21 protein-coding genes, 1 tRNA gene and 1 riboswitch are annotated in these 20,900 nt (G+C 63.1%); of the genes, 10 read left to right on the top strand and 12 right to left on the bottom strand.

The features are described 5' to 3' along the window. Nucleotides 1-14: 14 nt before the first annotated feature. Complete coding sequence (locus tag D3227_RS16260) at nt 15-533, bottom strand: GcrA family cell cycle regulator (RefSeq protein WP_120015111.1); 519 nt, start codon at nt 531-533, stop codon at nt 15-17. A 358-nt stretch (nt 534-891) separates the two neighbouring features. Between D3227_RS16260 and D3227_RS16265 the strand changes: the two genes are divergently transcribed. The 3 genes from D3227_RS16265 (at nt 892) to D3227_RS16275 (ending at nt 4,133) form a co-directional block, all read left to right on the top strand. Then, the gene (locus tag D3227_RS16265) at nt 892-2,091 is read left to right on the top strand and encodes an aspartate aminotransferase family protein (protein WP_120015112.1); all 1,200 of its coding nucleotides are present in this window, start codon (nt 892-894) and stop codon (nt 2,089-2,091) included. Between the two features lie 17 nt (nt 2,092-2,108). Beyond that, the gene (gene argF / locus D3227_RS16270; protein WP_006199941.1) at nt 2,109-3,020 is read left to right on the top strand and encodes an ornithine carbamoyltransferase; all 912 of its coding nucleotides are present in this window, start codon (nt 2,109-2,111) and stop codon (nt 3,018-3,020) included. A gap of 78 nt (nt 3,021-3,098) precedes the next feature. Then, nucleotides 3,099-4,133, top strand: a complete 1,035-nt coding sequence (locus D3227_RS16275) for an Hsp33 family molecular chaperone (RefSeq protein WP_120015113.1) — start codon at nt 3,099-3,101, stop codon at nt 4,131-4,133. An 87-nt stretch (nt 4,134-4,220) separates the two neighbouring features. On the opposite strand, the gene apaG is transcribed toward D3227_RS16275, so the two are convergent. After that, entirely contained in the window at nt 4,221-4,613 is a 393-nt protein-coding gene (gene apaG, locus D3227_RS16280; RefSeq protein WP_120015114.1) for a Co2+/Mg2+ efflux protein ApaG, read from the bottom strand. 230 nt (nt 4,614-4,843) lie between these two features. On the opposite strand from apaG, the gene D3227_RS16285 reads away from it, so the two are divergent. After that, the gene (locus D3227_RS16285) at nt 4,844-5,992 is read left to right on the top strand and encodes a ceramide glucosyltransferase (RefSeq protein WP_120015115.1); all 1,149 of its coding nucleotides are present in this window, start codon (nt 4,844-4,846) and stop codon (nt 5,990-5,992) included. 39 nt (nt 5,993-6,031) lie between these two features. Here D3227_RS16285 and D3227_RS16290 read toward each other — a convergent pair whose 3' ends face one another. Next, nucleotides 6,032-7,219: an O-succinylhomoserine sulfhydrylase gene (locus D3227_RS16290; protein WP_120015116.1), complete on the bottom strand. Its 1,188-nt coding sequence runs from the start codon at nt 7,217-7,219 to the stop codon at nt 6,032-6,034. 55 nt (nt 7,220-7,274) lie between these two features. Further along, nucleotides 7,275-7,352, bottom strand: a riboswitch (SAM riboswitch). Nucleotides 7,353-7,390: 38 nt separating this feature from the next. On the opposite strand from D3227_RS16290, the gene D3227_RS16295 reads away from it, so the two are divergent. Then, on the top strand, nt 7,391-8,530 hold the full coding sequence (locus tag D3227_RS16295) for a 2'-deoxycytidine 5'-triphosphate deaminase (protein ID WP_208646381.1): 1,140 nt from the start codon (nt 7,391-7,393) through the stop codon (nt 8,528-8,530). 95 nt (nt 8,531-8,625) lie between these two features. Then, complete coding sequence (locus tag D3227_RS16300; RefSeq protein ID WP_120015117.1) at nt 8,626-9,399, top strand: ABC transporter substrate-binding protein; 774 nt, start codon at nt 8,626-8,628, stop codon at nt 9,397-9,399. A 177-nt stretch (nt 9,400-9,576) separates the two neighbouring features. On the opposite strand, the gene araD1 is transcribed toward D3227_RS16300, so the two are convergent. The 4 genes from araD1 to chvE all read right to left on the bottom strand — a co-directional run bounded on the left by araD1 (nt 9,577) and on the right by chvE (nt 14,782). Beyond that, entirely contained in the window at nt 9,577-10,569 is a 993-nt protein-coding gene (gene araD1, locus D3227_RS16305; RefSeq protein WP_120015118.1) for an AraD1 family protein, read from the bottom strand. A 201-nt stretch (nt 10,570-10,770) separates the two neighbouring features. Next, nucleotides 10,771-12,063 carry a multiple monosaccharide ABC transporter permease gene (gene mmsB / locus D3227_RS16310; RefSeq protein ID WP_120015119.1) on the bottom strand — a complete coding sequence of 431 codons (1,293 nt, stop codon included), beginning with the start codon at nt 12,061-12,063 and terminating at the stop codon, nt 10,771-10,773. Beyond that, a complete protein-coding gene (gene mmsA / locus D3227_RS16315; protein WP_120015120.1) occupies nt 12,060-13,592 on the bottom strand; it encodes a multiple monosaccharide ABC transporter ATP-binding protein in 1,533 nt (510 codons plus the stop codon). The genes mmsB and mmsA overlap by 4 nt, the downstream gene beginning before the upstream one ends. Before the next feature lie 122 nt (nt 13,593-13,714). Beyond that, nucleotides 13,715-14,782 carry a multiple monosaccharide ABC transporter substrate-binding protein gene (chvE, locus tag D3227_RS16320; RefSeq protein WP_120015121.1) on the bottom strand — a complete coding sequence of 356 codons (1,068 nt, stop codon included), beginning with the start codon at nt 14,780-14,782 and terminating at the stop codon, nt 13,715-13,717. 295 nt (nt 14,783-15,077) lie between these two features. On the opposite strand from chvE, the gene D3227_RS16325 reads away from it, so the two are divergent. Both D3227_RS16325 and D3227_RS16330 read left to right on the top strand, forming a co-directional pair. After that, on the top strand, nt 15,078-16,067 hold the full coding sequence (locus D3227_RS16325; RefSeq protein WP_120015162.1) for a LysR family transcriptional regulator: 990 nt from the start codon (nt 15,078-15,080) through the stop codon (nt 16,065-16,067). A 213-nt stretch (nt 16,068-16,280) separates the two neighbouring features. After that, a complete protein-coding gene (locus tag D3227_RS16330; protein WP_147377610.1) occupies nt 16,281-16,727 on the top strand; it encodes a hypothetical protein in 447 nt (148 codons plus the stop codon). A 227-nt stretch (nt 16,728-16,954) separates the two neighbouring features. Here D3227_RS16330 and D3227_RS16335 read toward each other — a convergent pair whose 3' ends face one another. The 3 genes from D3227_RS16335 to D3227_RS16345 form a co-directional block, all read right to left on the bottom strand. Continuing rightward, on the bottom strand, nt 16,955-17,854 hold the full coding sequence (locus tag D3227_RS16335; protein ID WP_120015123.1) for a nucleotidyl transferase AbiEii/AbiGii toxin family protein: 900 nt from the start codon (nt 17,852-17,854) through the stop codon (nt 16,955-16,957). After that, on the bottom strand, nt 17,844-18,464 hold the full coding sequence (locus D3227_RS16340) for a type IV toxin-antitoxin system AbiEi family antitoxin domain-containing protein (RefSeq protein WP_120015124.1): 621 nt from the start codon (nt 18,462-18,464) through the stop codon (nt 17,844-17,846). Before D3227_RS16340 ends, D3227_RS16335 begins: the two co-directional genes overlap by 11 nt. Nucleotides 18,465-18,654: 190 nt before the next feature. Continuing rightward, nucleotides 18,655-18,728: transfer RNA gene (locus tag D3227_RS16345), tRNA-Gly, on the bottom strand. A gap of 25 nt (nt 18,729-18,753) precedes the next feature. On the opposite strand from D3227_RS16345, the gene D3227_RS42700 reads away from it, so the two are divergent. Beyond that, nucleotides 18,754-19,161 carry a hypothetical protein gene (locus tag D3227_RS42700; protein WP_245451773.1) on the top strand — a complete coding sequence of 136 codons (408 nt, stop codon included), beginning with the start codon at nt 18,754-18,756 and terminating at the stop codon, nt 19,159-19,161. Here the strand turns inward: D3227_RS42700 and D3227_RS42705 are convergent. Further along, nucleotides 19,119-19,382: a hypothetical protein gene (locus tag D3227_RS42705; protein WP_245451774.1), complete on the bottom strand. Its 264-nt coding sequence runs from the start codon at nt 19,380-19,382 to the stop codon at nt 19,119-19,121. The two genes, D3227_RS42700 and D3227_RS42705, sit on opposite strands and share 43 nt — an antisense overlap. A gap of 164 nt (nt 19,383-19,546) precedes the next feature. Between D3227_RS42705 and D3227_RS16355 the strand changes: the two genes are divergently transcribed. Then, complete coding sequence (locus tag D3227_RS16355) at nt 19,547-19,810, top strand: DUF6460 domain-containing protein (RefSeq protein ID WP_120015125.1); 264 nt, start codon at nt 19,547-19,549, stop codon at nt 19,808-19,810. Between the two features lie 77 nt (nt 19,811-19,887). Here D3227_RS16355 and D3227_RS16360 read toward each other — a convergent pair whose 3' ends face one another. After that, complete coding sequence (locus D3227_RS16360) at nt 19,888-20,790, bottom strand: histone deacetylase family protein (protein ID WP_120015126.1); 903 nt, start codon at nt 20,788-20,790, stop codon at nt 19,888-19,890. Between the last annotated feature and the right edge of the window lie 110 nt (nt 20,791-20,900).

Below are 20,900 nucleotides of genomic sequence, written 5' to 3' on the forward strand. Positions count from 1 at the left end.
ACTATTCACGCCGCTCAGCGGCTCCGCCGCCGCTCCGCCGCCGGCTGGAACGCCACCCTTGCGTGATACTTGCAGTAGGGGCCGGTTTCGGCGGCATCGTTGCCGCAGAAGTTGAAGTCTTCCGACAGCGGATCGCCATTCGGCCATTTGCAGGTGCGCTCGGTCAGTTCGACCAGTTGCAGGTGCCGGGAAATCGGTACGACGACGTTCTCGACCGGGCGGATGTAGTGGCGCGCCACCGGTACGGCATCGAACTGCACTTGCAGCGCGTTTGCGCCGATCGAGGTGGTGACGTGGCGCTGCGTGCTTGCGGCGCGCGACACCGACTTTTGGACGGATGATCCCTGCACTGCCTTCTTCTGGCGCGCGGGGTTGGCCGTCGCGCGTCCGCGGCCCGACAGCTTCAGGCGATGCACCTTGCCGATGACCGCGTTGCGGCTGACGCCCCCGAGCTGTGCGGCAATCTGGCTGGCGCTCAGCCCCTCCGACCACAGTTTCCTGAGAAGTTCTACCCGCTCGTCAGTCCAGTTCATGAGACCGCGCTCCTGCTTAAGCGTGCGGCGGTCGGAATCCTTTCCCGTCCCGGCTCTCGCCGGGCAGACAACACCACATATACCGGGTGATTGGGTCCGCCGCACGAAATCTAGTTATTTCTCGACTACAAATACCTCATGCGCTGACTCGCTGACAAGAGTCCCAAAGGCAACACGAATCAGTTTTTAGGGTTTTCCCCAACTTGCCCGGTCGCTGATGAGCCGGTGTCCTGTCGGAGGGCGTGCCGCGCGCCTATGCGCGACGTTTTCGTTGACTTCATGGCCGAAAAACACGATAAGCCGCGAAGGCCGCCGCTTTGGCGGCTTTTTTGATTTTCCGGTACCGGAGACGCATATAATGAGCGGTTCGGCGCTTTACGAGACCTTTGCCCGCGCACCCCTGGCCTTCGACCACGGGGAGGGGACTTGGCTGTTCACCGACAAGGGCGAGCGATATCTCGATTTTGCCGGCGGCATCGCGGTCAATTCGCTCGGCCACAGCCATCCGCATCTGGTCGCCGCGCTCACCGAACAGGCGGGCAAGCTGTGGCACGTCTCCAATCTCTATGAGATACCGGCGCAGAGGCGGCTGGGTGAACGCCTGGCGGACGCCACCTTCGCCGACAAGGTGTTCTTCACCAATTCCGGCGCCGAGGCGCTGGAATGCGCCATCAAGACGGCGCGGCGCTACCAGTTCGTCAAGGGTAATCCCGAACGCTTCCGCGTCATCACCTTCGAAGGCGCCTTCCACGGCCGCACGCTGGCGACCATCGCCGCCGGCGGCCAGTACAAATACCTCGAAGGCTTCGGCCCCAAGGTCGAGGGCTTCGACCAGGTCGGTTTCGACGACATCGAGGCGGCCGAAAAGGCGATCACATCGGAGACCGCCGCCATCCTGATCGAGCCAGTGCAGGGAGAGGGCGGCATACGCCCGGTGCCGACGCAATCCTTGAAGCGGTTGCGGCAGCTTTGCGACCAGCACGGCCTGCTCCTGATCTTCGACGAGGTCCAGTGCGGCATCGGCCGCACGGGAAAGCTGTTCGCGCATGAATGGACGGGTGTGACGCCCGACATCATGGCGATCGCCAAGGGTATCGGCGGCGGTTTCCCGTTGGGCGCCTGCCTCGCCACCGACGAAGCCGCGGTCGGCATGACCGCCGGCGTTCACGGCACCACCTTCGGCGGCAATCCGCTGGCGATGGCGGTCGGCAACGCCGTGCTCGACGTGGTGTTGGAGGACGGTTTCCTCGAGGATGTGCAGCGCAAGGCGCTGCTCCTGAAACAGGGGCTGGCCGGCGTCGCCGACGAATTCCCCGATGTCATCGAGGGCATCAGGGGAACCGGCCTCATGCTCGGCCTGAAATGCGTGATGCCCAACACCAAGGTGAACATGGCGCTGCGCGACCAGCATTTCCTGGCGGTTCCGGCCGGCGACAACGTCGTCCGCCTTTTGCCGCCGCTCACCGTCACCGACGCCGAGATCAGCGAGGCGCTCGACCGCATCCGCGCCGGCGCCAAGGGCCTGGCCGACGCCATCGCCGCGGCCGCCGCGAAGTAATCCTGGAACCATTCCCGATGAGCGTTCGCCACTTCACCGACCTGTCCGCCGTTTCCGAAGGCGACCTGCGCTTCATGCTGGACGATGCGGTGGTGCGAAAGGCCAGGCTGAAGGCCGGCGAGCGGACCAAGCCGCTCGAGGGCAAAGTGCTGGCGATGATCTTCGACAAACCGTCGACGCGCACGCGCGTATCCTTCGACGTCGGCATGCGCCAGCTCGGCGGCGAAACCATCATGCTGACCGGGACCGAGATGCAGCTTGGCCGCTCCGAGACCATCGCCGACACGGCCAAGGTTCTGTCGCGCTATGTCGACGCCATCATGATCCGCACCACCTCGCATGAGCGCCTGCTCGAACTGACCGAGAACGCCACCGTTCCGGTCATCAACGGGCTGACCGACGACACCCATCCCTGTCAGCTGATGGCCGACATCATGACCTTCGAGGAGCATCGCGGTCCGGTGGCCGGCAAGACCATTGCCTGGACCGGCGACGGCAACAATGTCTTGCATTCGCTGCTCGAAGCCTCCGCACGCTTCCGCTTTAACCTCAATGTCGCAGTGCCGGAAGGCAGCGAGCCGGACGAGAAGCATGTCGACTGGTCGAAGGCGCATGGCGGCAAGCTGAGCTTCACCCGCTCGCCCGAGGAAGCCGTCCATCAGGCCGATTGCATCGTCACCGACTGCTGGGTGTCGATGGGCCAGGAGCATCGTGCCCGCGGCCACAACGTTTTCCTGCCCTACCAGGTCAATGCCGCGTTGATGGCCAAGGCAAAGCCCGACGCGCTGTTCATGCACTGCCTGCCGGCGCATCGCGGCGAGGAGGTCACCGACGAGGTGATCGACGGGCCGCATTCGGTGGTGTTCGACGAAGCCGAGAACCGGCTGCACGCCCAGAAGGCGGTTTTGGCCTGGTGCCTGGGCGCTTGATCTCCGGAGGTGTGATGCCTATCTGCGGGCCATCACGCAAATTGAGCGCGTTTCGGTGCATGTGCCCCTCCGGGCCGCATGGCCGCGCGCCGGAGCTTTGTCATGTTGGAAACCCGTCAAGTGACTGAACACCACCCTCAACTCGGCGAATTCGGTTATGCCGGCGACGATCACGTCGTGCCGTTCGAGGTCGCCCCGCTCGACGTACGCGGCCGCACCGTCCAGCTCGGACCGATGCTCGACGCCATCCTTGGCCGCCACGAGTATCCCGAGCCGGTGGCCCGCTTGCTGGCGGAAGCCTGCGTGCTGACGGTACTGCTCGGCACCTCGCTCAAATTCGAGGGCAAGTTCATCCTGCAGACCCGCACCGACGGGCCGGTCGACATGCTGGTGGCGGATTTTTCGACGCCATCCGCATTGCGGGCCTATGCACGCTTCGATCCCGACCGGCTCGAGGCGCTGACGGCCGCCGGCGAAATCTCGCAACAGACGCTGCTCGGCAACGGCGTGCTGGCGCTGACCATCGACCAGGGCGCGCACACACAGCGCTATCAGGGCATCGTTCAACTCGACGGCGAGACGCTGGAAGAGGCCGCGCGCACCTATTTCCGCCAGTCGGAGCAGATCCCGACCGATCTCAGGCTTTCCGTTGCCAAGCTGGTAACGCCGGGCATCGGTGGTCCCCGCGAGCAATGGCGCGCCGGCGGCCTGTTGGCGCAGTTCCTGCCGCAGTCGCCGGAGCGTATGCGCGTGCCGGACATTTCCGGCGGCGACGGCGATCCGCGCGATGAGGTCCATGACCCGGTCGACAATTCCTGGCAGGAGTTGCTGGCCTTGCTCGGCACCATCGAGCCGACCGAGCTGATCGATCCGACCGTCGGCGCCGAACGGCTGCTCTTCCGGCTGTTCCACGAGCACGGCGTCCGTGTCTTCGGCGGCGTGCCGGTGGCCGACCAGTGTTCCTGCTCGCGCGAGAAGATCCTCGGCATCCTCGAAGGCTTTTCGGCGCAGGAGATCAAGGACAGCACCGAGGATGGCGGCATCCATGTCGCCTGCGAATTCTGCTCGACGCAGTACGACTTCGACCCGGCGGAGTTCGGCTCGGCTCAATGACGTAGTTCCTTCTCCCCGTTTACGGGGAGAAGGTGCCGGCAGCCGGATGAGGGGCAGCGCTGCCGTCCGAAGCCTAATATTTCTGTCCTAATTCACCGTCCTTCGCGTGCCCGGCAGATCGAGCGAGAAGGCGGGGATGGCGATGTCGAACGTCTCGCCCCGCTTGTTGCGCATCGTGTAATGGCCGACCATGATGCCTGATGGCGTCGAGAGCGGGCAGCCGGACGTATATTGGTAACTGTCGCCGGGGTTGAGTTCGGGCTGGTCGCCGACGACTCCTGCCCCGCGCACCTCCTCGACCCGGCCGGTGCCATCGGTGATGTGCCAATAGCGCGACATCAGCTGCACGAACTCGTCCGACTGGTTGTCGATGGTCACCTGGTAGCCCCAGACATAGCGGTTCTCCGACGGATCCGAGCGATCCTCGAGATAGAACGGCCTGACCTGCACTTCAATGTTGCGCGTAATGGCGCGGTACATGAGCTACTCCAAACAGCCTTGGCGGAAGTTTCATTGCGCTCTTTGACTAGGTCAACGGAGCGCGGCGCCTGTCTCTTCCGTCTTTCAGCGCACCTGCCGCCAAACAATGTCATTTAAGTGACACATGACAATGATGGTGTGCGCGGACCGTGCCGGGCGACTCAAGCGCTCTGTCGACCTGTTCAAAACGGCCCTCTTCCGGCCGGCTTTTCCGGAGTGACCAGATCTCGATGGAACTGATCGTCATAGCCGCCGCCCTGCTTTCGACAGCCCTCATTCTTTCAAATCTCGCCAGCATCCTGCTTGCGGCCATCCGGCTGAAGCGGCCGCCCGGGCTTGCGCGGCCTGCCGGCAAGGTGCCGCCGGTGTCGATCGTCATCCCCTCGCGCGGCGTCGAGCCGTTCACCGAGGAGACGCTTGCCCGCGCCTTCTCGCTCGACTGGCCGCGCTACGAATTGATCTTCTGCGTCGCCCACGCCGACGATCCGGTGGTCAAGCTGATAAACAGGGCGATCGTCCGGTTTTCGAAAGTGCCGGCCCGGCTGCTGGTCGGCGACGACCGCGTCAGCGCCAATCCGAAGCTCAACAATTGCGTCAAGGGCTGGGAAGCGGCGCGCCACCACTGGGTCATCCTTGCCGATTCCAACGTGCTGATGCCGAGGGACTATGTCCAGCACCTGATGGCGGCGTGGCGGCCGAACACCGGCCTGGTCTGCTCGACACCGATCGGCTCGCGGCCCGATGGCTTCTGGGCCGAGGTCGAATGCGCCTTCCTCAACACGCTACAGGCGCGCTGGCAGTATACCGGCGAGGCGCTCGGCCTGGGCTTTGCCCAGGGCAAGAGCATGCTTTGGAAGAAGCCTGTGCTCGACGCCAATGGCGGCATCCGCGCGCTTGCCGCCGAGATCGCAGAGGACGCCGCCGCGACCAAGCTGGTCAACGGGCTGGGCCTGCGCGTCAATCTTGTCGCTTCGCCCTTCGAGCAGCCGCTGGGTGAGCGCCGTCTCGGCGAAATCTGGTCGCGCCAGGCCCGCTGGGCCCGCCTGCGCCGCGTCACCTTTCCGCTGTTCTTCGCCCCCGAAATCCTGACCGGCGTGGCCGTGCCGCTGGCACTGGCGCTGGTCGCTGCGGCCGGCGCCGGCCTCAGCCTGCCGCTCACCGCGCTCTGCGTCCTGGCGCTCGCCTATGCGCCGGAATGTGCGTTGGCATGGGCCAAGGGCTGGTATCTGTCGCCACGCACCATCCCGGCGATGATGGTGCGTGACCTGATGCTGCCGGCGATCTGGGCGCGCGGCTGGCTCGGCGGCGCCGTCGACTGGCGCGGCAATGCGATGACCATCCGCACCAAGGCGATGACCGAACTGGAAGAGGGCGCCTAAGCAACGCTCAGGCGTTTGTCCATTCGCAGTCTGGGCCCTTTATTTGGCGGATTTCAGCGCCTGCTCGACATCGGCGAGCAGATCGTCCGCATCCTCAAGTCCGACCGAAAGCCTCAGCGTGCCCGGACCGATGCCGAGCTCGGCGCGTGCCTCGTCGCTGAGGTTCTTGTGCGTCGTCGTCGCCGGATGGGTTATCAGGCTTTTGGCGTCGCCGAGATTGTTGGAGATCAGCACGATGTCTAAAGCGTTCTGGAAGGCGAAGGCCGCCTGCTTGCCGCCCTTGACGTCCAGACAGATCAGCGTCGAGCCGCCCGTCATCTGCTTTCTGACGATATCGGCCTGCGGGTGATCGGCCCGGCCTGGATAGATGACGCGGGCGATTTCCGGGCGTTCGGCGAGGAAGTCGGCGATCTTGCCGGCGCTTTCCGTCTGCTGGCGCACCCGCAATGGCAGCGTCTCCAGGCCCTTGAGCAGTGTCCAGGCGTTGAACGGCGACAGGCTCGGGCCGGTGTGGCGGAAATAGTCGTGCAAATTCTCGTCGATCCACTTCTTGTCCGACAGGATGACGCCGCCGAGACAGCGGCCCTGGCCGTCAATGTGTTTGGTCGCCGAATAGACGACGATGTGGGCGCCAAGCTGCAAGGGCTTCTGCTGCAAGGGCGTGGCGAAGACATTATCGACGATCAGCCTGGCGCCGATCGAATTGGCAAGCGAAGCGACGGCGGCGATGTCGACCACTTCCAGCGTCGGATTGGTCGGGCTTTCGAGGAAGAACAGCTTGGTGTTCGGCTTGACCGCCTTTTCCCAGTTGGCGATGTCGGTGCCGTCGACCAGCGTCGCCTCGATGCCGTATTTCGGTGCCAGCGTCTCGACCACCCAGCGGCAGGAGCCGAACAGCGCGCGCGCCGCCACGATGTGGTCGCCGGCCCTGGCGCTGCACAGAAGGGCGGCCGTCACCGCCGCCATGCCGGAGGCCGTGGCGCGCGCGTCCTCCGCACCTTCCAGCGCGCACATGCGCTTTTCGAACATGTCGACGGTCGGGTTGGCATAGCGCGAATAGATGAAGCCCGGCTCCTCGCCCTTGAAGCGGGCTTCCGCCGCCTGTGCCGTCTCGTAGACATAGCCCTGGGTGAGATACATCGCCTCGGAGGTCTCGCCGAAGCCGGAACGCAAGGTCCCGCCATGCACGAGTGCCGTCTGAGGTTTCCAGTCGCGCTTCTTGGTCATTGCTCTGTCCCAAACACAAAAAAACCGGCCGCGAAAGTCGCAACCGGTCCATACGGCCTTGCGGCCAACGGTCCTTTAGCGACTTATTTAACGTGGCTGCAAGCCGACCGGCCAAATCACCACGGGATAACGACCCTTTAGACCCGCACCGCGCTTGCGTCAATTGCCGGCATGATTAAGAGGTTTGTACCAGCGGCCTTGAAGCGGAGCCAGCCTTTGCGGCAGACAGGCATTCTTCCCGATCAGGACATTTCCGCGCTTTTCCAATCGGGCGCGCTGAAGTCGCCGCGCGCTCTCGACGCCGACCAGATCCAGCCTGCCAGCCTCGATCTCAGGCTTGGCGACAAGGCTTTCCGCGTGCGCGCCTCCTTCCTGCCTGGCCCCGATCATTTGGTGGTCGACAAGCTCGACCGGCTGAAGCTACATGAGATCAACCTCGCCGAGGGGTCGGTGCTGGAAACCGGCTGCGTCTACATCGTGCCGCTACTCGAAAGCCTGGCGCTTCCGGCCAACGTGTCGGCTTCGGCCAACCCGAAGAGCTCGACCGGGCGGCTCGATATCTTCACCCGCGTTATGACCGATCGCGGCCATGAGTTCGACAAGATCGCTGCCGGCTATCATGGCCCGCTCTATCTCGAGGTCAGCCCGCGCACCTTCCCGATCGTCGTGCGCGCCGGCTCGCGGCTGTCGCAGATCCGTTTCCGCACTGGCAACGCGCTGCTGTCGGAAAGCGAATTGCGCGACCTGCACCATGCCGAGATGCTGGTGGCCACCGAGCCGCCCAACATTTCCGGCGGCGGCATTGCACTGTCGATCGATCTCGACGGCGACAAGGACGGGCTGGTCGGCTATCGCGGCAAGCACCACACCGGCCTGATCGATGTCGACAAGCGCGCCGCGCAGGATGTCGTCGATTTCTGGGAGCCGCTCTACAAGAGCGGCGCTGGCGAACTGGTGCTCGATCCGGACGAGTTCTACATACTGGTGTCCCGCGAGGCCGTGCATGTGCCGCCGCTCTACGCCGCCGAGATGACGCCTTTCGACCCGCTGGTCGGCGAATTCCGCGTCCACTATGCCGGCTTCTTCGACCCGGGCTTCGGCCATTCGGCGGCCGGCGGCACCGGCAGTCGGGCGGTGCTCGAAGTGCGCAGCCACGAGGTGCCCTTCATCCTCGATCACGGCCAGATCGTCGGGCGGCTGGTCTACGAGCACATGCTGAAACGGCCGCAGGCGCTTTACGGCACCGATCTCGGCTCGAACTACCAGGCACAGGGCCTGAAACTGTCCAAGCATTTCCGCGCCGCGCGCTGATCTTTCCGCCACTGCCAGACCGCGCTTGCCTGACCGGGCGCGCCATGCTTGGCTGTGCCTCGACCCGTCAAGGTGACGGAAATAAGGGGAAGACCATGCAAATCTCGAGATGGATCCTGTCGGCAGCCGCGGCTGCCATGCTGACGCTCGGCACCGGTTCGATGTCGGTGCAGGCAGCGGAGAAACTGAAGATCGGCACCGAAGGCGCCTATCCGCCGTTCAACACCATCACCCCGGACGGCAAGGTCGTCGGCTTCGACGTCGACATCGCCGATGCGCTGTGCGCGCAGATGAAGGTCGAATGCGAAATCGTCACCCAGGACTGGGACGGCATCATTCCAGCCCTCCAGGCCAAGAAGTTCGACGCCATCATTGCGTCGATGAGCATCACCGAGGAGCGCAAGAAGCAGGTCGCCTTCACCAACAAATACTATACGACGCCGCTTGCGCTCGTCGCGCCGAAGGACAGCGATCTCACCTCCACCGACCCGGCCGCCCTTGCCGGCAAGACGGTGGGTGCCCAGGCATCGACCACCCAGGCCGATTTCGCCCAGGACGTCTACGGCAAGGCCGGCGCCGAGGCCAAGCTCTATCCGACCCAGGAAGAGGCGATCACCGACTTGCAGAACGGCCGCCTCGACGCCGTCATCTCGGACAAGTTCGTGCTGGTCGACTGGATGAAGAAGGCGAGCGACGGCTGCTGCAAGATGGTCGGCGACGTCAAGGGCACCGAGACGCAAGCCGGCATCGCGGTGCGCCTGGACGACACCGCACTGCGCGACAAGCTCAACGCGGCCATAGACGCCATTGTAGCCGACGGCACCTACAAGAAGATCCAGGCCAAATATTTCGACTTCGATATTTATTGAGGTCTGAGGCGCTTCTTGCCTTCTCCCCTTGTGGGAGAAGGCGGCCGAGCGAAGCGAGGTCGGGATGAGGGGTGTTCCAGAAAACACCAACGTCTCATTCCGTCCAGCACCCCTCATCTGTCTCGGCGCTGCGCGCCGATCCACCTTCTCCCACAGGGAGAAGGAGAAGGTTGGCGCCTAAAGCGCCTTCACCGCCACCTTCACCGGCTTTTCGATCTCCAGCGGGTTGCGCAGCGGCAGGCCGAAATCCCCGGCCTCGATCTCGAAAACGTCGCCGGCTTCGGTCCGGATGCCGTCGGCGAAGGACAGCGTCGCCGTGCCGAACATGTGCACATGCACGTCGCCCGGCTGGCGGAAGGCCGAATATTTGAAGTGGTGGTGCTCGAGGTTGGCGATGGTGTGCGACATGTTCGCCTCGCCCGACAGGAACGGCTTTTCCCAAAGCAGCTTGCCGTCGCGAACGATGCGCGACGAACCTTTGACGTCTGACGGCAGGTCGCCGATCAGGATTTCCGGCCCGAACGAGGCATTGCGCAGCTTGGAGTGGGCGAGGAAAAGGTAATTCACGCGCTCGGTGACATGGTCGGAAAACTCGTTCGACAGGGTGAAGCCGACGCGGAACGGCGCGCCGTCGTCGCCGATGACGTAGATGCCGGCGATCTCCGGCTCCTCGCCAGCATCCTGCGCGAAGGCGGGCGACATCAGCGCTGCGCCCGGTGCCACTGCCATGGTGCCATTGCCCTTGTAGAACCATTCCGGCTGCACGCCGGTCTGGCCCTTCGCCGGCTTGCCGCCTTCCAGTCCCATGCGGAACATCTTCATGGAATCGGTGAGTTGCTCCTCGCCATCCGAATTGAGCTTCTTGTGCATGGAATCGCGGGTCGCCGCCGAGCCGAGATGGGTGAGCCCCGTGCCGGTGAGATGCAGATGCGCGGGATCGGGATGGTTGATCGGCGACAGCAGCCGCCCCTTCTTGTAGGCGGCGTCGAGATCGACGGCCTCACCAAAACCCTTGCGCTCGATCAGCGCGGCGAGCCCGGTGCCGGTGCGCGCGGCCTCCATCGCCAGGGAATAGACGCTGCGGGCGCCGTTGATGATCCGGGTCTTGCCGCCGATGCGGGCAACGACGCGGATCGTCTCGGCGTCGTCGAGGATCTGGGAGATCAGCATGATGTACCCTCTCTCTGGTGCCTTGGCCCGGCCGCCTGCATGGCAAACCCTGACCTGCGCGGCTCGGAACCAATCCGCGCCACGGGTGAAATTCTTCGTCCGGATTGCGCTCGCAGGCCTGGTCCCTCAGGGGACTTCTGTGCATCGGCGGGTTGCCGACGGCCGCGATGTGACCCGTATGCCTTCCTGGTTGCCTCGCCCTTAACCCTTGTTCTTGTTGTAGACGTCGAAGACCACGGCGCCGAGCAGCACCAGGCCTTTCACGACCTGTTGCCAGTCGACATTGACGCCCATGATCGACATGCCGTTGTTCATGACGCCCATGATGAAGCCGCCGACCACCGCGCCGATCACCTGGCCGACGCCACCCATGGCCGACGCGCCACCGATGAACACCGCGGCGATGACGTCGAGCTCGCTGCCGAGGCCCGCCGCCGGAACCGCCTGTCCGAGGCGCGCCGCGATGATCAGGCCGCCAAGCGCCGACAGCACGCCCATATTGACGAACACCATCAGGGTCAGCCGTTCGGTCTTGATGCCCGACAGCTGCGCCGCCTTGGCATTGCCGCCCATTGCGTAGATGCGGCGGCCGATCGTCATGCGTTTGGTGACGAAGACGAACAGCGCGATCAGCACGCCCATCACCATGAGTACGATCGGCAGGCCCCTGTAGCTGGCGAACTGGTAGACCAGAAACAGCGCCAGCGCGCTGGTCACCAGGGTCTTGACGACGAACAGCGGGAAGGGCTCGGCTTCATAGCCATGCTGCTCGCGCGTGCGCCGCGCCCTGAGCCCGAAATAGGCGTAGGCGAGCACGGCGATGAGGCCGATCACGAGCGTCGTCATGTGCAGCGTCAGGCCGCTGCCGACGATGGTCTTGCCGGCCGCATTCACCGTCGGCGGGATCAGCACCAAGGGGCCGATCAAGTCCGGAATGAAGCCGGAGCTGAGCGCCTTGAAGCCAACCGGAAGCGGTCCCACGGAAGACCCGCCACCCAGCAGCGCCTGGCAGATGCCGCGGAAGATCAGCATTCCCGCCAGCGTGACGATGAAGCTCGGTATTCGGTGATAGGCAATCCAGTAGCCCTGTGCCGCGCCGATGCCGCCGCCGATGATCAGGCAGATGATCGACACAACCAGTGGATTGCTGAAGGGGCCGAGTGGCCAGATGACCATCATCATCGCCGCCAGCGCGCCGATGAAACCGGCGACGGAGCCGACGCTGAGGTCGATATGGCCGGAGACGATCACCAGGAGCATGCCCAGCGCCATCACGATGATGAAGCTGTTCTGCTGGACCAAATTGCTCAGGTTCACCGGCTTGAACAGCGTGCCTGAGGTGGTGAACTGGAAGAACACCATGATGGCGATCAGCGCCAGGATCAGGCCGTATTCGCGCAGATTGGTGATCAGCGCCGAGACGGCAACGCGCGACCCTGGCTGTACATCTTCGGCGACGCCGCTTTTCGGCGCGGGAGCGCTTTCGGTGCTCATGAGGCTTTTCCTTCTCCCCGAACGATGGCGCGCATGATCTTTTCCTGGCTGGCGTCGCTCGCCGCCATTTCGCCGACCATGCGCCCTTCATTCATGACGTAGATGCGGTCGGTGATGCCGAGCAGTTCGGGCATCTCCGACGAGATGACGATGATCGCCTTACCCTCGGAGGCGAGGCGGGCGATGATGGTGTAGATTTCATACTTGGCGCCGACGTCGATGCCGCGCGTCGGCTCGTCGAGGATCAGCACCTCCGGATTGGCGAACAGCCACTTCGACAGCACCACCTTCTGTTGATTGCCGCCCGATAGATTGCCGGTCATCTGATAGACGCTGGACGAGCGGATGTTGGTCTTGGCCTTGTAGTCGTTGGCGACGGCGAGTTCGCGCAAATCGTCGATCACAGCGTGGCGCGACACACCGCCAAGGTTGGCCAGCGTGATGTTGTGCTTGATATGATCGATCAGGTTGAGACCGTAGGTCTTGCGGTCCTCGGTGACGTAGGCAATGCCATGGTCCACCGCCTTGCTCACCGAGGAGACATCGATCGGCTTGCCCTTGAGCAGCACCTCGCCGGTGATGTGGCGGCCATACGACTTGCCGAACAGGCTCATGGCGAATTCTGTGCGTCCGGCGCCCATCAGCCCGGCGATACCCACCACCTCGCCCTTGCGCACGTCGATATCGATGCCCTTGATCACTTGCCGCTCGGCATGGATCGGGTGATAGACCGACCAGTTCTTCACCTGGAGCACGGTCTCGCCGATCTTCGGCTCGCGCGGCGGATAGCGGTCGTCGAGCGAGCGGCCGACCATCGAGGTGATGATGCGGTCTTCCGAGATGTCTTTCTTGGCAAGTGTTTCGATGGTGCGCCCGTCACGGATGATGGTGACCTTGTCGGCGACGCGGTTCACTTCGTTGAGCTTGTGCGAAATCAGGATCGAGGTGATGCCTTGCTGCTTGAATTCGAGCAGCAGGTCGAGCAGCGCCTGGCTGTCCTTTTCGGACAGGCTCGCCGTCGGCTCGTCGAGGATCAGCAACTTCACTTCCTTGCTGAGCGCCTTGGCGATTTCGACCAGCTGCTGCTTGCCGACGCCGATATTGGTGATCAGCGTCTTGGGGTCCTCCTTAAGGCCCACCTTCTTGAGCAAGGCGCTGGTGCGCGTCTCGTTGGCATTCCAGTCGATAACGCCGAATTTGGCGTGTTCGTTGCCGAGGAAAATGTTCTCCGCGATCGACAGCATCGGCACCAGCGCAAGTTCCTGGTGGATGATGACGATGCCTTTATGTTCGCTGTCGTGAATGCCTTTGAAATGGCATTCCTCGCCACGGTAGACGATCGCGCCGTCATAGGTGCCGGATGCATAGACGCCCGACAGCACCTTCATCAGCGTCGATTTGCCGGCGCCGTTCTCGCCGACCACGGCATGGATCTCGCCTTCCTCGACGCTGAGGTTGACGTTCGACAGCGCCTTCACGCCGGGGAACGTCTTGGTGATGTCGCGCATCTCCAAAATCGTCGAGGCCATCAGGAATACCGCTCCTCCGAGGTCCGGAACAATGCCGGGGGGCTAGTATGCGAATTTTGGATTCGCCGCGCTAGCAAAAAGGGGCCCCGCTGTACGCGGGACCCCTGGCTTTGTAACCGAGATTACTTCAGCTCTTCGGCCTTGATGTAGCCGGAGTCGACCACCAGCGCCTGGTAGTTCGACTTGTCGACATCATGCGGGGTCAGCAGGATCGAAGGAACAACCTTGACGTCGTTGTTGTAGGTCTTTTCATCGAGGCCTTCCGGCTTGCCGCCCGAGAGCACCTTGTCGACGAGTTCGACGGTGGCCTTGGCCAGTTCGCGGGTGTCCTTGAACACGGTCGAGTACTGCTCGCCCGAGATGATCAGCTTGACAGAGGCGGTCTCGGCATCCTGGCCGGTGACGATCGGCCAGGGCTGAGCGTCCGTGCCGTAACCGACGGCGCGCAGCGAGGCGGTGATGCCGCGCGACAGGCCGTCATAGGGCGACAGAACGCCATCGACGCGGCTGCCGTCGGAGTAGTTGGCGGAAAGCAGATTGTCCATGCGCGCCTGGGCGGTGGCGGCGAGCCAACGCAGTGTGCCGACCTTGTCCATGCCGGTCTGGCCGGACTTGATCTTGATCGAGCCGTCGTCGATCAGCGGCTGCAGGACGGAGATTGCGCCGTCGTAGAAGAAGAAGGCGTTGTTGTCGTCGGGCGAACCGCCGAACAGTTCGACGTTCCACGGCTTGGTGTTCGGGAAGCGCTCCTTGAGGCCCTTGACCAGCGAATTCGCCTGGATGACGCCGACGCCGAAATTGTCGAAGGTGGTGTAGTAGTCGACATTGGCCGTCTTCTTGATCAGGCGGTCATAGGCGACGACGACGACGCCCGCGTCAGCGGCCTTCTGCAGCGCGTCCGACAGCGTGGTGCCGTCGATCGAGGCGATGATCAGCGCCTTCGGGCCCTTGGTGATTTCGTTTTCCAACTGGCTGAGCTGGTTCGGAATGTCGTCCTGCGCGTATTGCAGGTCGACCGTGTAGCCGAGAGCCTCGAGCTGGGACTTCACGGCATCGCCGTCATTGATCCAGCGCTGCGAAGTCTTGGTCGGCATCAGCACGCCGACCAGGCCTTCGCCTGCATGCGCAGGCAGCGTCATGGCCGCGATGCCAAGGGCCGCCACGGCGGCCAGTGTCTTGATGATTTTCACAGTAACTCTCCCTGGTTGATGGACGCGACACCTCGGGGCTTCGCGGGCCGCGCAGTCGAGCAGAAGCGCAAGCGCGCTGCTGTCGTCTATCGATCTCCGGTATCCTCCCAATCGGCCCCGGGACGCTGATTTTCAATCGATACGATTTTCCTCGTCATCGACTGGCACGCCCCAGGACGCGCGAAGGGTGTGTCCCTTTGACATAACTGTCAAATGCGATCTTTGATGATTGCTATACCGAAACTGATATATGATTGAAAACAGATCGATCCTTCGACGGGAACAGGCGACAATCATGGCGGCATTGCGCAATCCTTCTGGAATTTCCGGTAGTTACGACGAGCAGCCGGGCGACGGCGAAACGCTGCTGCGCAGCGGCTTGAGCCTGCGCCATATGCGCATGATCGCAGCACTTGACGATCACGGCCGGGTGAGTGCAGCCGCGCAGGTGATGAACATCTCGCAGCCCGCCGCCTCGCGCATGATCGCCGAGATGGAGGCGGTGCTCGACGTCAAACTGTGCGAAAGGCTGCCGCGCGGCATCACGCTGACGCCCTATGGCAAGGCGCTGGCCAGGCGCGCGCGCTCGATCCTGCTCGAGATGCGCGAGGCCGACCGCGAGATATCCGAGCTCAAGGCGGGCAAGGGCGGTTCGGTGTTCCTCGGCGCGGTGACTGCGCCGGCGATCGAACTGGCGGTGCCGGCGATCCGCGAGATCCGCCGCATCTATCCGCGCATCGAGATCACCATGCAGGTCGAGACCTCCAATGTGCTGGCGCGCGAGCTGATCGCCTCACGCCACGATTTCATCATCGCGCGCATCCCCGACGACCTCAATCCGCGCCTGTTCGAATCGCGCGTCATCGGCGTCGAAAAAGCCTGCCTGATCGTGCGCCGCGGCCACCCGCTGAGCATGGGCAAGGCGGTGCGGCTTGAGGACACCGCCGCCTATGACTGGGTCTTCCAGTCGGGCGGCTCGCCGCTGCGCCAGGCGATGGAAAGCAATTTCCTGAACCGCAACATCGCGCTGCCGGACCGCATCCTCAACACCAGCTCGCTGCTCTTGACCCTGGTGATGGTGGCGCAGTCCGACGCTATCGCTCCGGTGTCGATCCAGGTCGCCAAATTCATCCAGAGCCCGGAGGGACTGGCCGGCGCCATCGATGTCGTCCAGACCGAGTTCGACATCGAGGTCAGGCCCTACAGCCTGATCACGGTGAAGAACCGCGTGCTGTCGCCGGCGGCGAAGATGCTGCACGATTTCATCCTGAGGGAAGTTGGCTAAACCCTGCGGCGGATGGCCGTAGTCCTTCAACGTTTCCCAAACCCGTACAACAGATGAGAGCGGTGATGCCTTCTGCGCCAAAGACTGGAGCAAGGGGCGGGGATCGAGCTCGCGCTAGTGTAACAGAACCGATCGGCAGGTTGATCAGCACTGCCTTATGTTAACCATCTTGATGCTAGCGTTGGCGTCGCGAGACGAACGCGAGATCACAAGATGGATAAAGACCTGACGCCCGCACGGATGTTGATGACCAGGGCGATTGGGCTCTTCGCCGCCGTCCTGATGGCGCTACCCGCGAACGCGGAGACCGTGAGCGGCAATCCCGGTGGCCAGATCGTGAACTTCGCTTTGCATGTCGCCGAACTGCGCGCCGCCGAGGAGCCAGTGAGCTTTGACGGGGCGTGCGACAGCGCCTGCACGCTCTACCTGTCCCTGCCCGCCGAGCAGCTTTGCGTTTCCCTGCATGCATCCTTTGGCTTCCATCTGCCCTATGGCGTCGGCGCTCGGCAGAATGTGGTAGCCGCCAACTACCTGATCTCGCAATACCCCGATTGGGTGCGGCAATGGATCGAGGAGCATGGCGGCCTGTCGCACACCATGATGCGGATGGGAGCCGAAGAGGCGGCAAAGCACCTGCCCCTGTGTGGAGTGCTGGCGTGAACGTGGTCGCAGTGGCGCTGTTAGCCTTCGGACGCTGGAGCGGGTAGCGGGAATCGAACCCGCGCGTTCAGCTTGGGAAGCTGGATGTGACGCTTATATTTCAGTGGCTTAGCTGTAAAACGAGCTGATTTTCGACCGGAAATTATCCAATGAAATCAACGGCGCTGTAAAACCGTTGAGCGCCGTCCCTGTGTATCGCCCATGCCTAAACTTGGGCAGCGGAGACGCTATTCAGTCCACGGCCCGCCCGGCGGCCACCGGCCGGTGTGCGGTCCTTCAGTCAGAAGTGGTGCCAGGAATACCCGTAGGCCATCGATGACGGTAGCGAAGTCGTCGGGCGCCGCCATCACGCGCTCCCGTGTCAGGAAAGCCCGCCACTGACCGCTCTTTGCAGCTGCGAAGTCAGCGCTCAGTCCTGCCGGTATCTCGGCCGGCCAGGCCGTTTGGCGTCGCTCGAACGTTCGTCTGATCGCGGAGGATAGAACGCCCCCTTCAAAGCTGAAGGTCCTCGCGATCATCCACAGGTCGTAGAAGTCCTTCATGCGGCTATTGGCGACGCCCAGGCTTGCCAGGGCCTCAAACTTTTCCGCAACGACCGTCTCCGGCGGGTAGGCGCGGAGGCGGGGCGGTGGCGAGTCGAGCAGGGTCGGGTATTCAAGCTCGATTGGGGCCGGCGTCACTACGTCACCGAAGCCGACGTCGACCTGAATGGGCACGCGTGCGCCGGCAATCGTCGCGGCAGTCCTGACACGAACGCCGGCATACTCCGCGTCATTGCGGATAGGCTCGGCAGTAAGGCCAGCGACATCGAACTCGACGCCGTCATCCTGCACAGGTGTCGAGCAGATCGCTCGGAAGCACTCGACCATTGCGGCGACACCCGCATCGCCGCTTCCGAGAAGATCCAGGTCGCGCGTTGGGCGGAAGGGGTTGTCGAGCCAGGCCGCAAACAGCATCGCGCCCTTCAGGAGAAAGTGTTCGCGTTCGGTAGAAATGCTGAGCCTGTAAAGTAGCCGCTCGAGCGCATACCGTGTCAGCAGCAACTGGAAGTCGGACCGCTCCTCGCGAGCACGGTCGAGCAGGCGGGCTCTGACCGAGGCGCCAACGTTGCGAAGCTCACGCGCCATCGGCGACCGTTGCCTCGACATATGGGCGCATCACCGACCAGACCCGGCCAGACTGGGCGAATTTCCACAGTTGATCCGGCGTGACCTGGCGCGTCCTCAGCCCCTCTCGGAGCCCCTCGAGCGCGATGTCGAGTCCGATCTTGTTGCGGTAGCGAAAGCAGTCCACGATGGCTTTCGCGGGCTCGAATACTGGCACGTCGATGCCTTCGATGCGGTGCCGTTTGATGCCTTCCGTGAGGGCACGGCCGCTGAAGCGGACAAAACGGATGGGGGGATAGTCGACTTTCGGTTTCCAGCCCGTTCGGTCAATGGCCATCCAGATGGCTGAGGGCATCTGCAGCGTCAGATCATGGAATTGCAGCGCTGAGGTGAGGCAGACCACCCCTTTGGGAACCAGCGCCGAAGCTTCGGCGATTGAACGGCGCGCGTCTGGCATGGCTTCTGCCAGTTGGTAGAGTCCGCGCGCGGGCCGCACGACCTCGCCCTCGCGAACCAGGCGGGCCATTGTCTCCGGACTCACTCCCACTGTGGTCAGGTCGCGCAGACGGATCAGACTGCCGTCCTGCAGCAGTGCACGGGCTTGATCGCGTTGTGTAGGCTTGTGTGACATATCCTCGACGTCTAGGCGTAATAGCAGAGGTTATATCACATACCATTGCTCTCCGAAATGACCTTTATCGTCTGTGAGAGCCAATTCAAGAGCGGTATCCAGGAGCTGTTAAAGCCGGAAGTGCAGTTGTGGTTCGCTGCCGACATCTTACGCGCCCTGCGGTCCGCCCAAGGCTCTCTGGAGGACAAAATGGAGCGGGTAGAGGGAATCGAACCCTCGCGTTCAGCTTGGGAAGCTGACAAGCTACCATTACATCATACCCGCGCAGCAGCCTCGTTATCACGACGGTATGGCCTCGGGCAATCGCAAAGCGGTGCTCGAGCCGGCGCATCATGATCAGGCGCCGCCGGGGCAGGTAGATCACAGCATAGTCGTCAGAATAGGCCCGCTTCCAGCCCAGTTCCTCGAAGAAGGGGATGCGGTTGTCGCCGGCCGTCAGCAGCGCCCAGCCTATGGCGTATTTCTTGATCTGGGCCTCGAGCAGGGGCTTGCCGTCGCTTTGGCCCGTCTCGTCATCGGTTTTTGTGAATCCGCTGAGGAACAGCTGGTCCGTCCTCCCGTCGATGTAGGTCCTGATGCCGTGAAAGATCAACGCGCCGCCGAAATTGTAGGAGTTCAGCACATTGCCCGACAGATGATGGCTTTCGGCGAATGTCAGCGCCCCGCTTGCCGACGTCTTCGGGCCGGCGCGATCTGATAGGCGCTGCCGAGCAGCAAGACCGCGCCGATCAGCAAAACAGCTGACGCCCCGCAGATCGCATGGAAGCGCCTGGCAAAGAATTCTTCCAGCGCGTCGCGCTTTTCCGCCAGCCATGCGGTTGCCGAAAGCGAGGGGTATTGCCGTGCGATCTCGACCGCGATCACCACCGGAACCAGCATTACGGCGTGTCGCGCGGTGTTTTTCTCCATCTCCACCAAAAGCCTGGCTCCCGCTATTCGATTGGAAATAGCGGCAATTGGTTAGAAAACAGATAAGTGGGATCGACCGAGGTCGTCGGCCGGCCGCCTTGATGCCGGGCGGCCAAGTGCGTATCTCTGGACCTGCAGCCCGAATCGGGCAGGCGAACGTGGAGAGATAGGCCTTGTCCGCCCTGACGCGCTTTCTCGGTGACTCGCCCCTCAGGGTGCTCGTCAAGCTGCTTGTCGTATCGTTCCTGGTCGGCTTGGTGATGAATGCTTTCGGCTGGTCGCCGATGGATGTGCTCTACGGCATTCGCAAATTCTTCATCGATCTCTGGAATCTCGGCTTCCACGCCATCGACCGCTTCCTCGGCTATATCCTGCTGGGCGCCGCGATCGTCGTGCCGGCCTTTATCCTGCTCAGGATCGCCAACTACCGGAAGTAGAGCATGATCCCAAAAAGTGGGAACCGTTTCTTGCTTCGCCTCGGTTCGGAAAAGCTCATGCTCAGACAAGAAGGTCGTCAGGCATAGTTTGACGCCACCTCGAACAGGATGGCGTGGCGCGCGGCAAGTGCCGCGATGTCGGTCGAATAGCCGCCGCCGATGACGCCGCAGAGCGGAATTCCCAGCGCGCGGAAATGACCGATCACCATCGCGTCGCGAGCGCGCAGGCCGTCATCGGTGAGTGAGAGCCTGCCAAGCCGGTCCTCGGCATGGGCGTCGACGCCTGCATTGTAGAAGACGATGTCCCAGCGCGCTTGCGCGGAAAGCTCCGGCAGGATGCTACCCAGCCGTTCCAGATAGGCAGCGTCGCCGGTGCCATCCGGCAGAGCGATGTCGAGGTCTGAAGCGATCTTGCGCGCCGGATAGTTGCGATCGCCATGCATGGAAAAGGTGAAGGCGCGTGGTTCATCTTTCAAAATGTCCGCCGTGCCGTCGCCTTGATGCACGTCGAGATCGACGATCAGGATGTTTTGAGCGGCACCTTCGGCCAGCAGCACCAGCGAGGCGACGGCGACGTCGTTGAAGGTGCAGAAGCCGGCGCCTTGCGCGCGCCGCGCATGATGGCTGCCACCGGCGGCGTTGCAGGCGATGCCGTGCTGCAGAGCAAGCCGCGCCGCCAGCACCGTACCGCCAGTGGCGAGCTGGGCTCTCAGCGAAACGCGGGGACCGACCGGGAAGCCGATTTCCCGCTCGATTTTTTCGGGAACTTCGCAGGCCAGCACCTGCTCGACATAGTCAGGCGCATGCGCAAGCTTCAGCCAGGATGCCGGCGCCGGGTCGGGCAAGTTCGCCGTATCCGGGCGCGCCAGCCCGCGCGAATGCAGGGCTTCCATCAGCAGCGGATACTTGCTCATCGGGAAGCGGTGGTTGACGGCAAAGCCGGCGTCGTAGTCGGGGTGATGGACGATCTGCAGCGACATGATGTGGGGCGGCCTGCGCCAGTGCTGGAATTCGGTTGGCCGCCATTGGTTGGCGATTGCGTGGCATCGCGAAACTGGGGCACATCGTCTGTCCGATCAAGCCGCAATCA

The organism is Mesorhizobium waimense, assembly GCF_003601975.1.
GTDB lineage: Bacteria > Pseudomonadota > Alphaproteobacteria > Rhizobiales > Rhizobiaceae > Mesorhizobium > Mesorhizobium waimense.

Bases quoted from the DNA above. Each gene is read 5' to 3' on its own strand.
- mmsA (WP_120015120.1), bottom strand. From the start codon at position 13,592: ATGGCCTCGACGATTTTGGAGATGCGCGACATCACCAAGACGTTCCCC.
- D3227_RS16335 (WP_120015123.1), bottom strand. From the start codon at position 17,854: ATGGCGCGTGAGCTTCGCAACGTTGGCGCCTCGGTCAGAGCCCGCCTG.
- D3227_RS16300 (WP_120015117.1), top strand. From the start codon at position 8,626: ATGCAAATCTCGAGATGGATCCTGTCGGCAGCCGCGGCTGCCATGCTG.
- mmsB (WP_120015119.1), bottom strand. From the start codon at position 12,063: ATGAGCACCGAAAGCGCTCCCGCGCCGAAAAGCGGCGTCGCCGAAGAT.
- D3227_RS42700 (WP_245451773.1), top strand. From the start codon at position 18,754: ATGGCCTCGGGCAATCGCAAAGCGGTGCTCGAGCCGGCGCATCATGAT.
- D3227_RS16340 (WP_120015124.1), bottom strand. From the start codon at position 18,464: ATGTCACACAAGCCTACACAACGCGATCAAGCCCGTGCACTGCTGCAG.
- D3227_RS16285 (WP_120015115.1), top strand. From the start codon at position 4,844: ATGGAACTGATCGTCATAGCCGCCGCCCTGCTTTCGACAGCCCTCATT.
- D3227_RS16290 (WP_120015116.1), bottom strand. From the start codon at position 7,219: ATGACCAAGAAGCGCGACTGGAAACCTCAGACGGCACTCGTGCATGGC.
- D3227_RS16265 (WP_120015112.1), top strand. From the start codon at position 892: ATGAGCGGTTCGGCGCTTTACGAGACCTTTGCCCGCGCACCCCTGGCC.
- apaG (WP_120015114.1), bottom strand. From the start codon at position 4,613: ATGTACCGCGCCATTACGCGCAACATTGAAGTGCAGGTCAGGCCGTTC.
- D3227_RS16360 (WP_120015126.1), bottom strand. From the start codon at position 20,790: ATGTCGCTGCAGATCGTCCATCACCCCGACTACGACGCCGGCTTTGCC.
- D3227_RS16330 (WP_147377610.1), top strand. From the start codon at position 16,281: ATGGATAAAGACCTGACGCCCGCACGGATGTTGATGACCAGGGCGATT.
- argF (WP_006199941.1), top strand. From the start codon at position 2,109: ATGAGCGTTCGCCACTTCACCGACCTGTCCGCCGTTTCCGAAGGCGAC.
- D3227_RS16295 (WP_208646381.1), top strand. From the start codon at position 7,391: ATGATTAAGAGGTTTGTACCAGCGGCCTTGAAGCGGAGCCAGCCTTTG.
- D3227_RS16275 (WP_120015113.1), top strand. From the start codon at position 3,099: ATGGCCGCGCGCCGGAGCTTTGTCATGTTGGAAACCCGTCAAGTGACT.
- D3227_RS16325 (WP_120015162.1), top strand. From the start codon at position 15,078: ATGGCGGCATTGCGCAATCCTTCTGGAATTTCCGGTAGTTACGACGAG.
- D3227_RS16260 (WP_120015111.1), bottom strand. From the start codon at position 533: ATGAACTGGACTGACGAGCGGGTAGAACTTCTCAGGAAACTGTGGTCG.
- araD1 (WP_120015118.1), bottom strand. From the start codon at position 10,569: ATGCTGATCTCCCAGATCCTCGACGACGCCGAGACGATCCGCGTCGTT.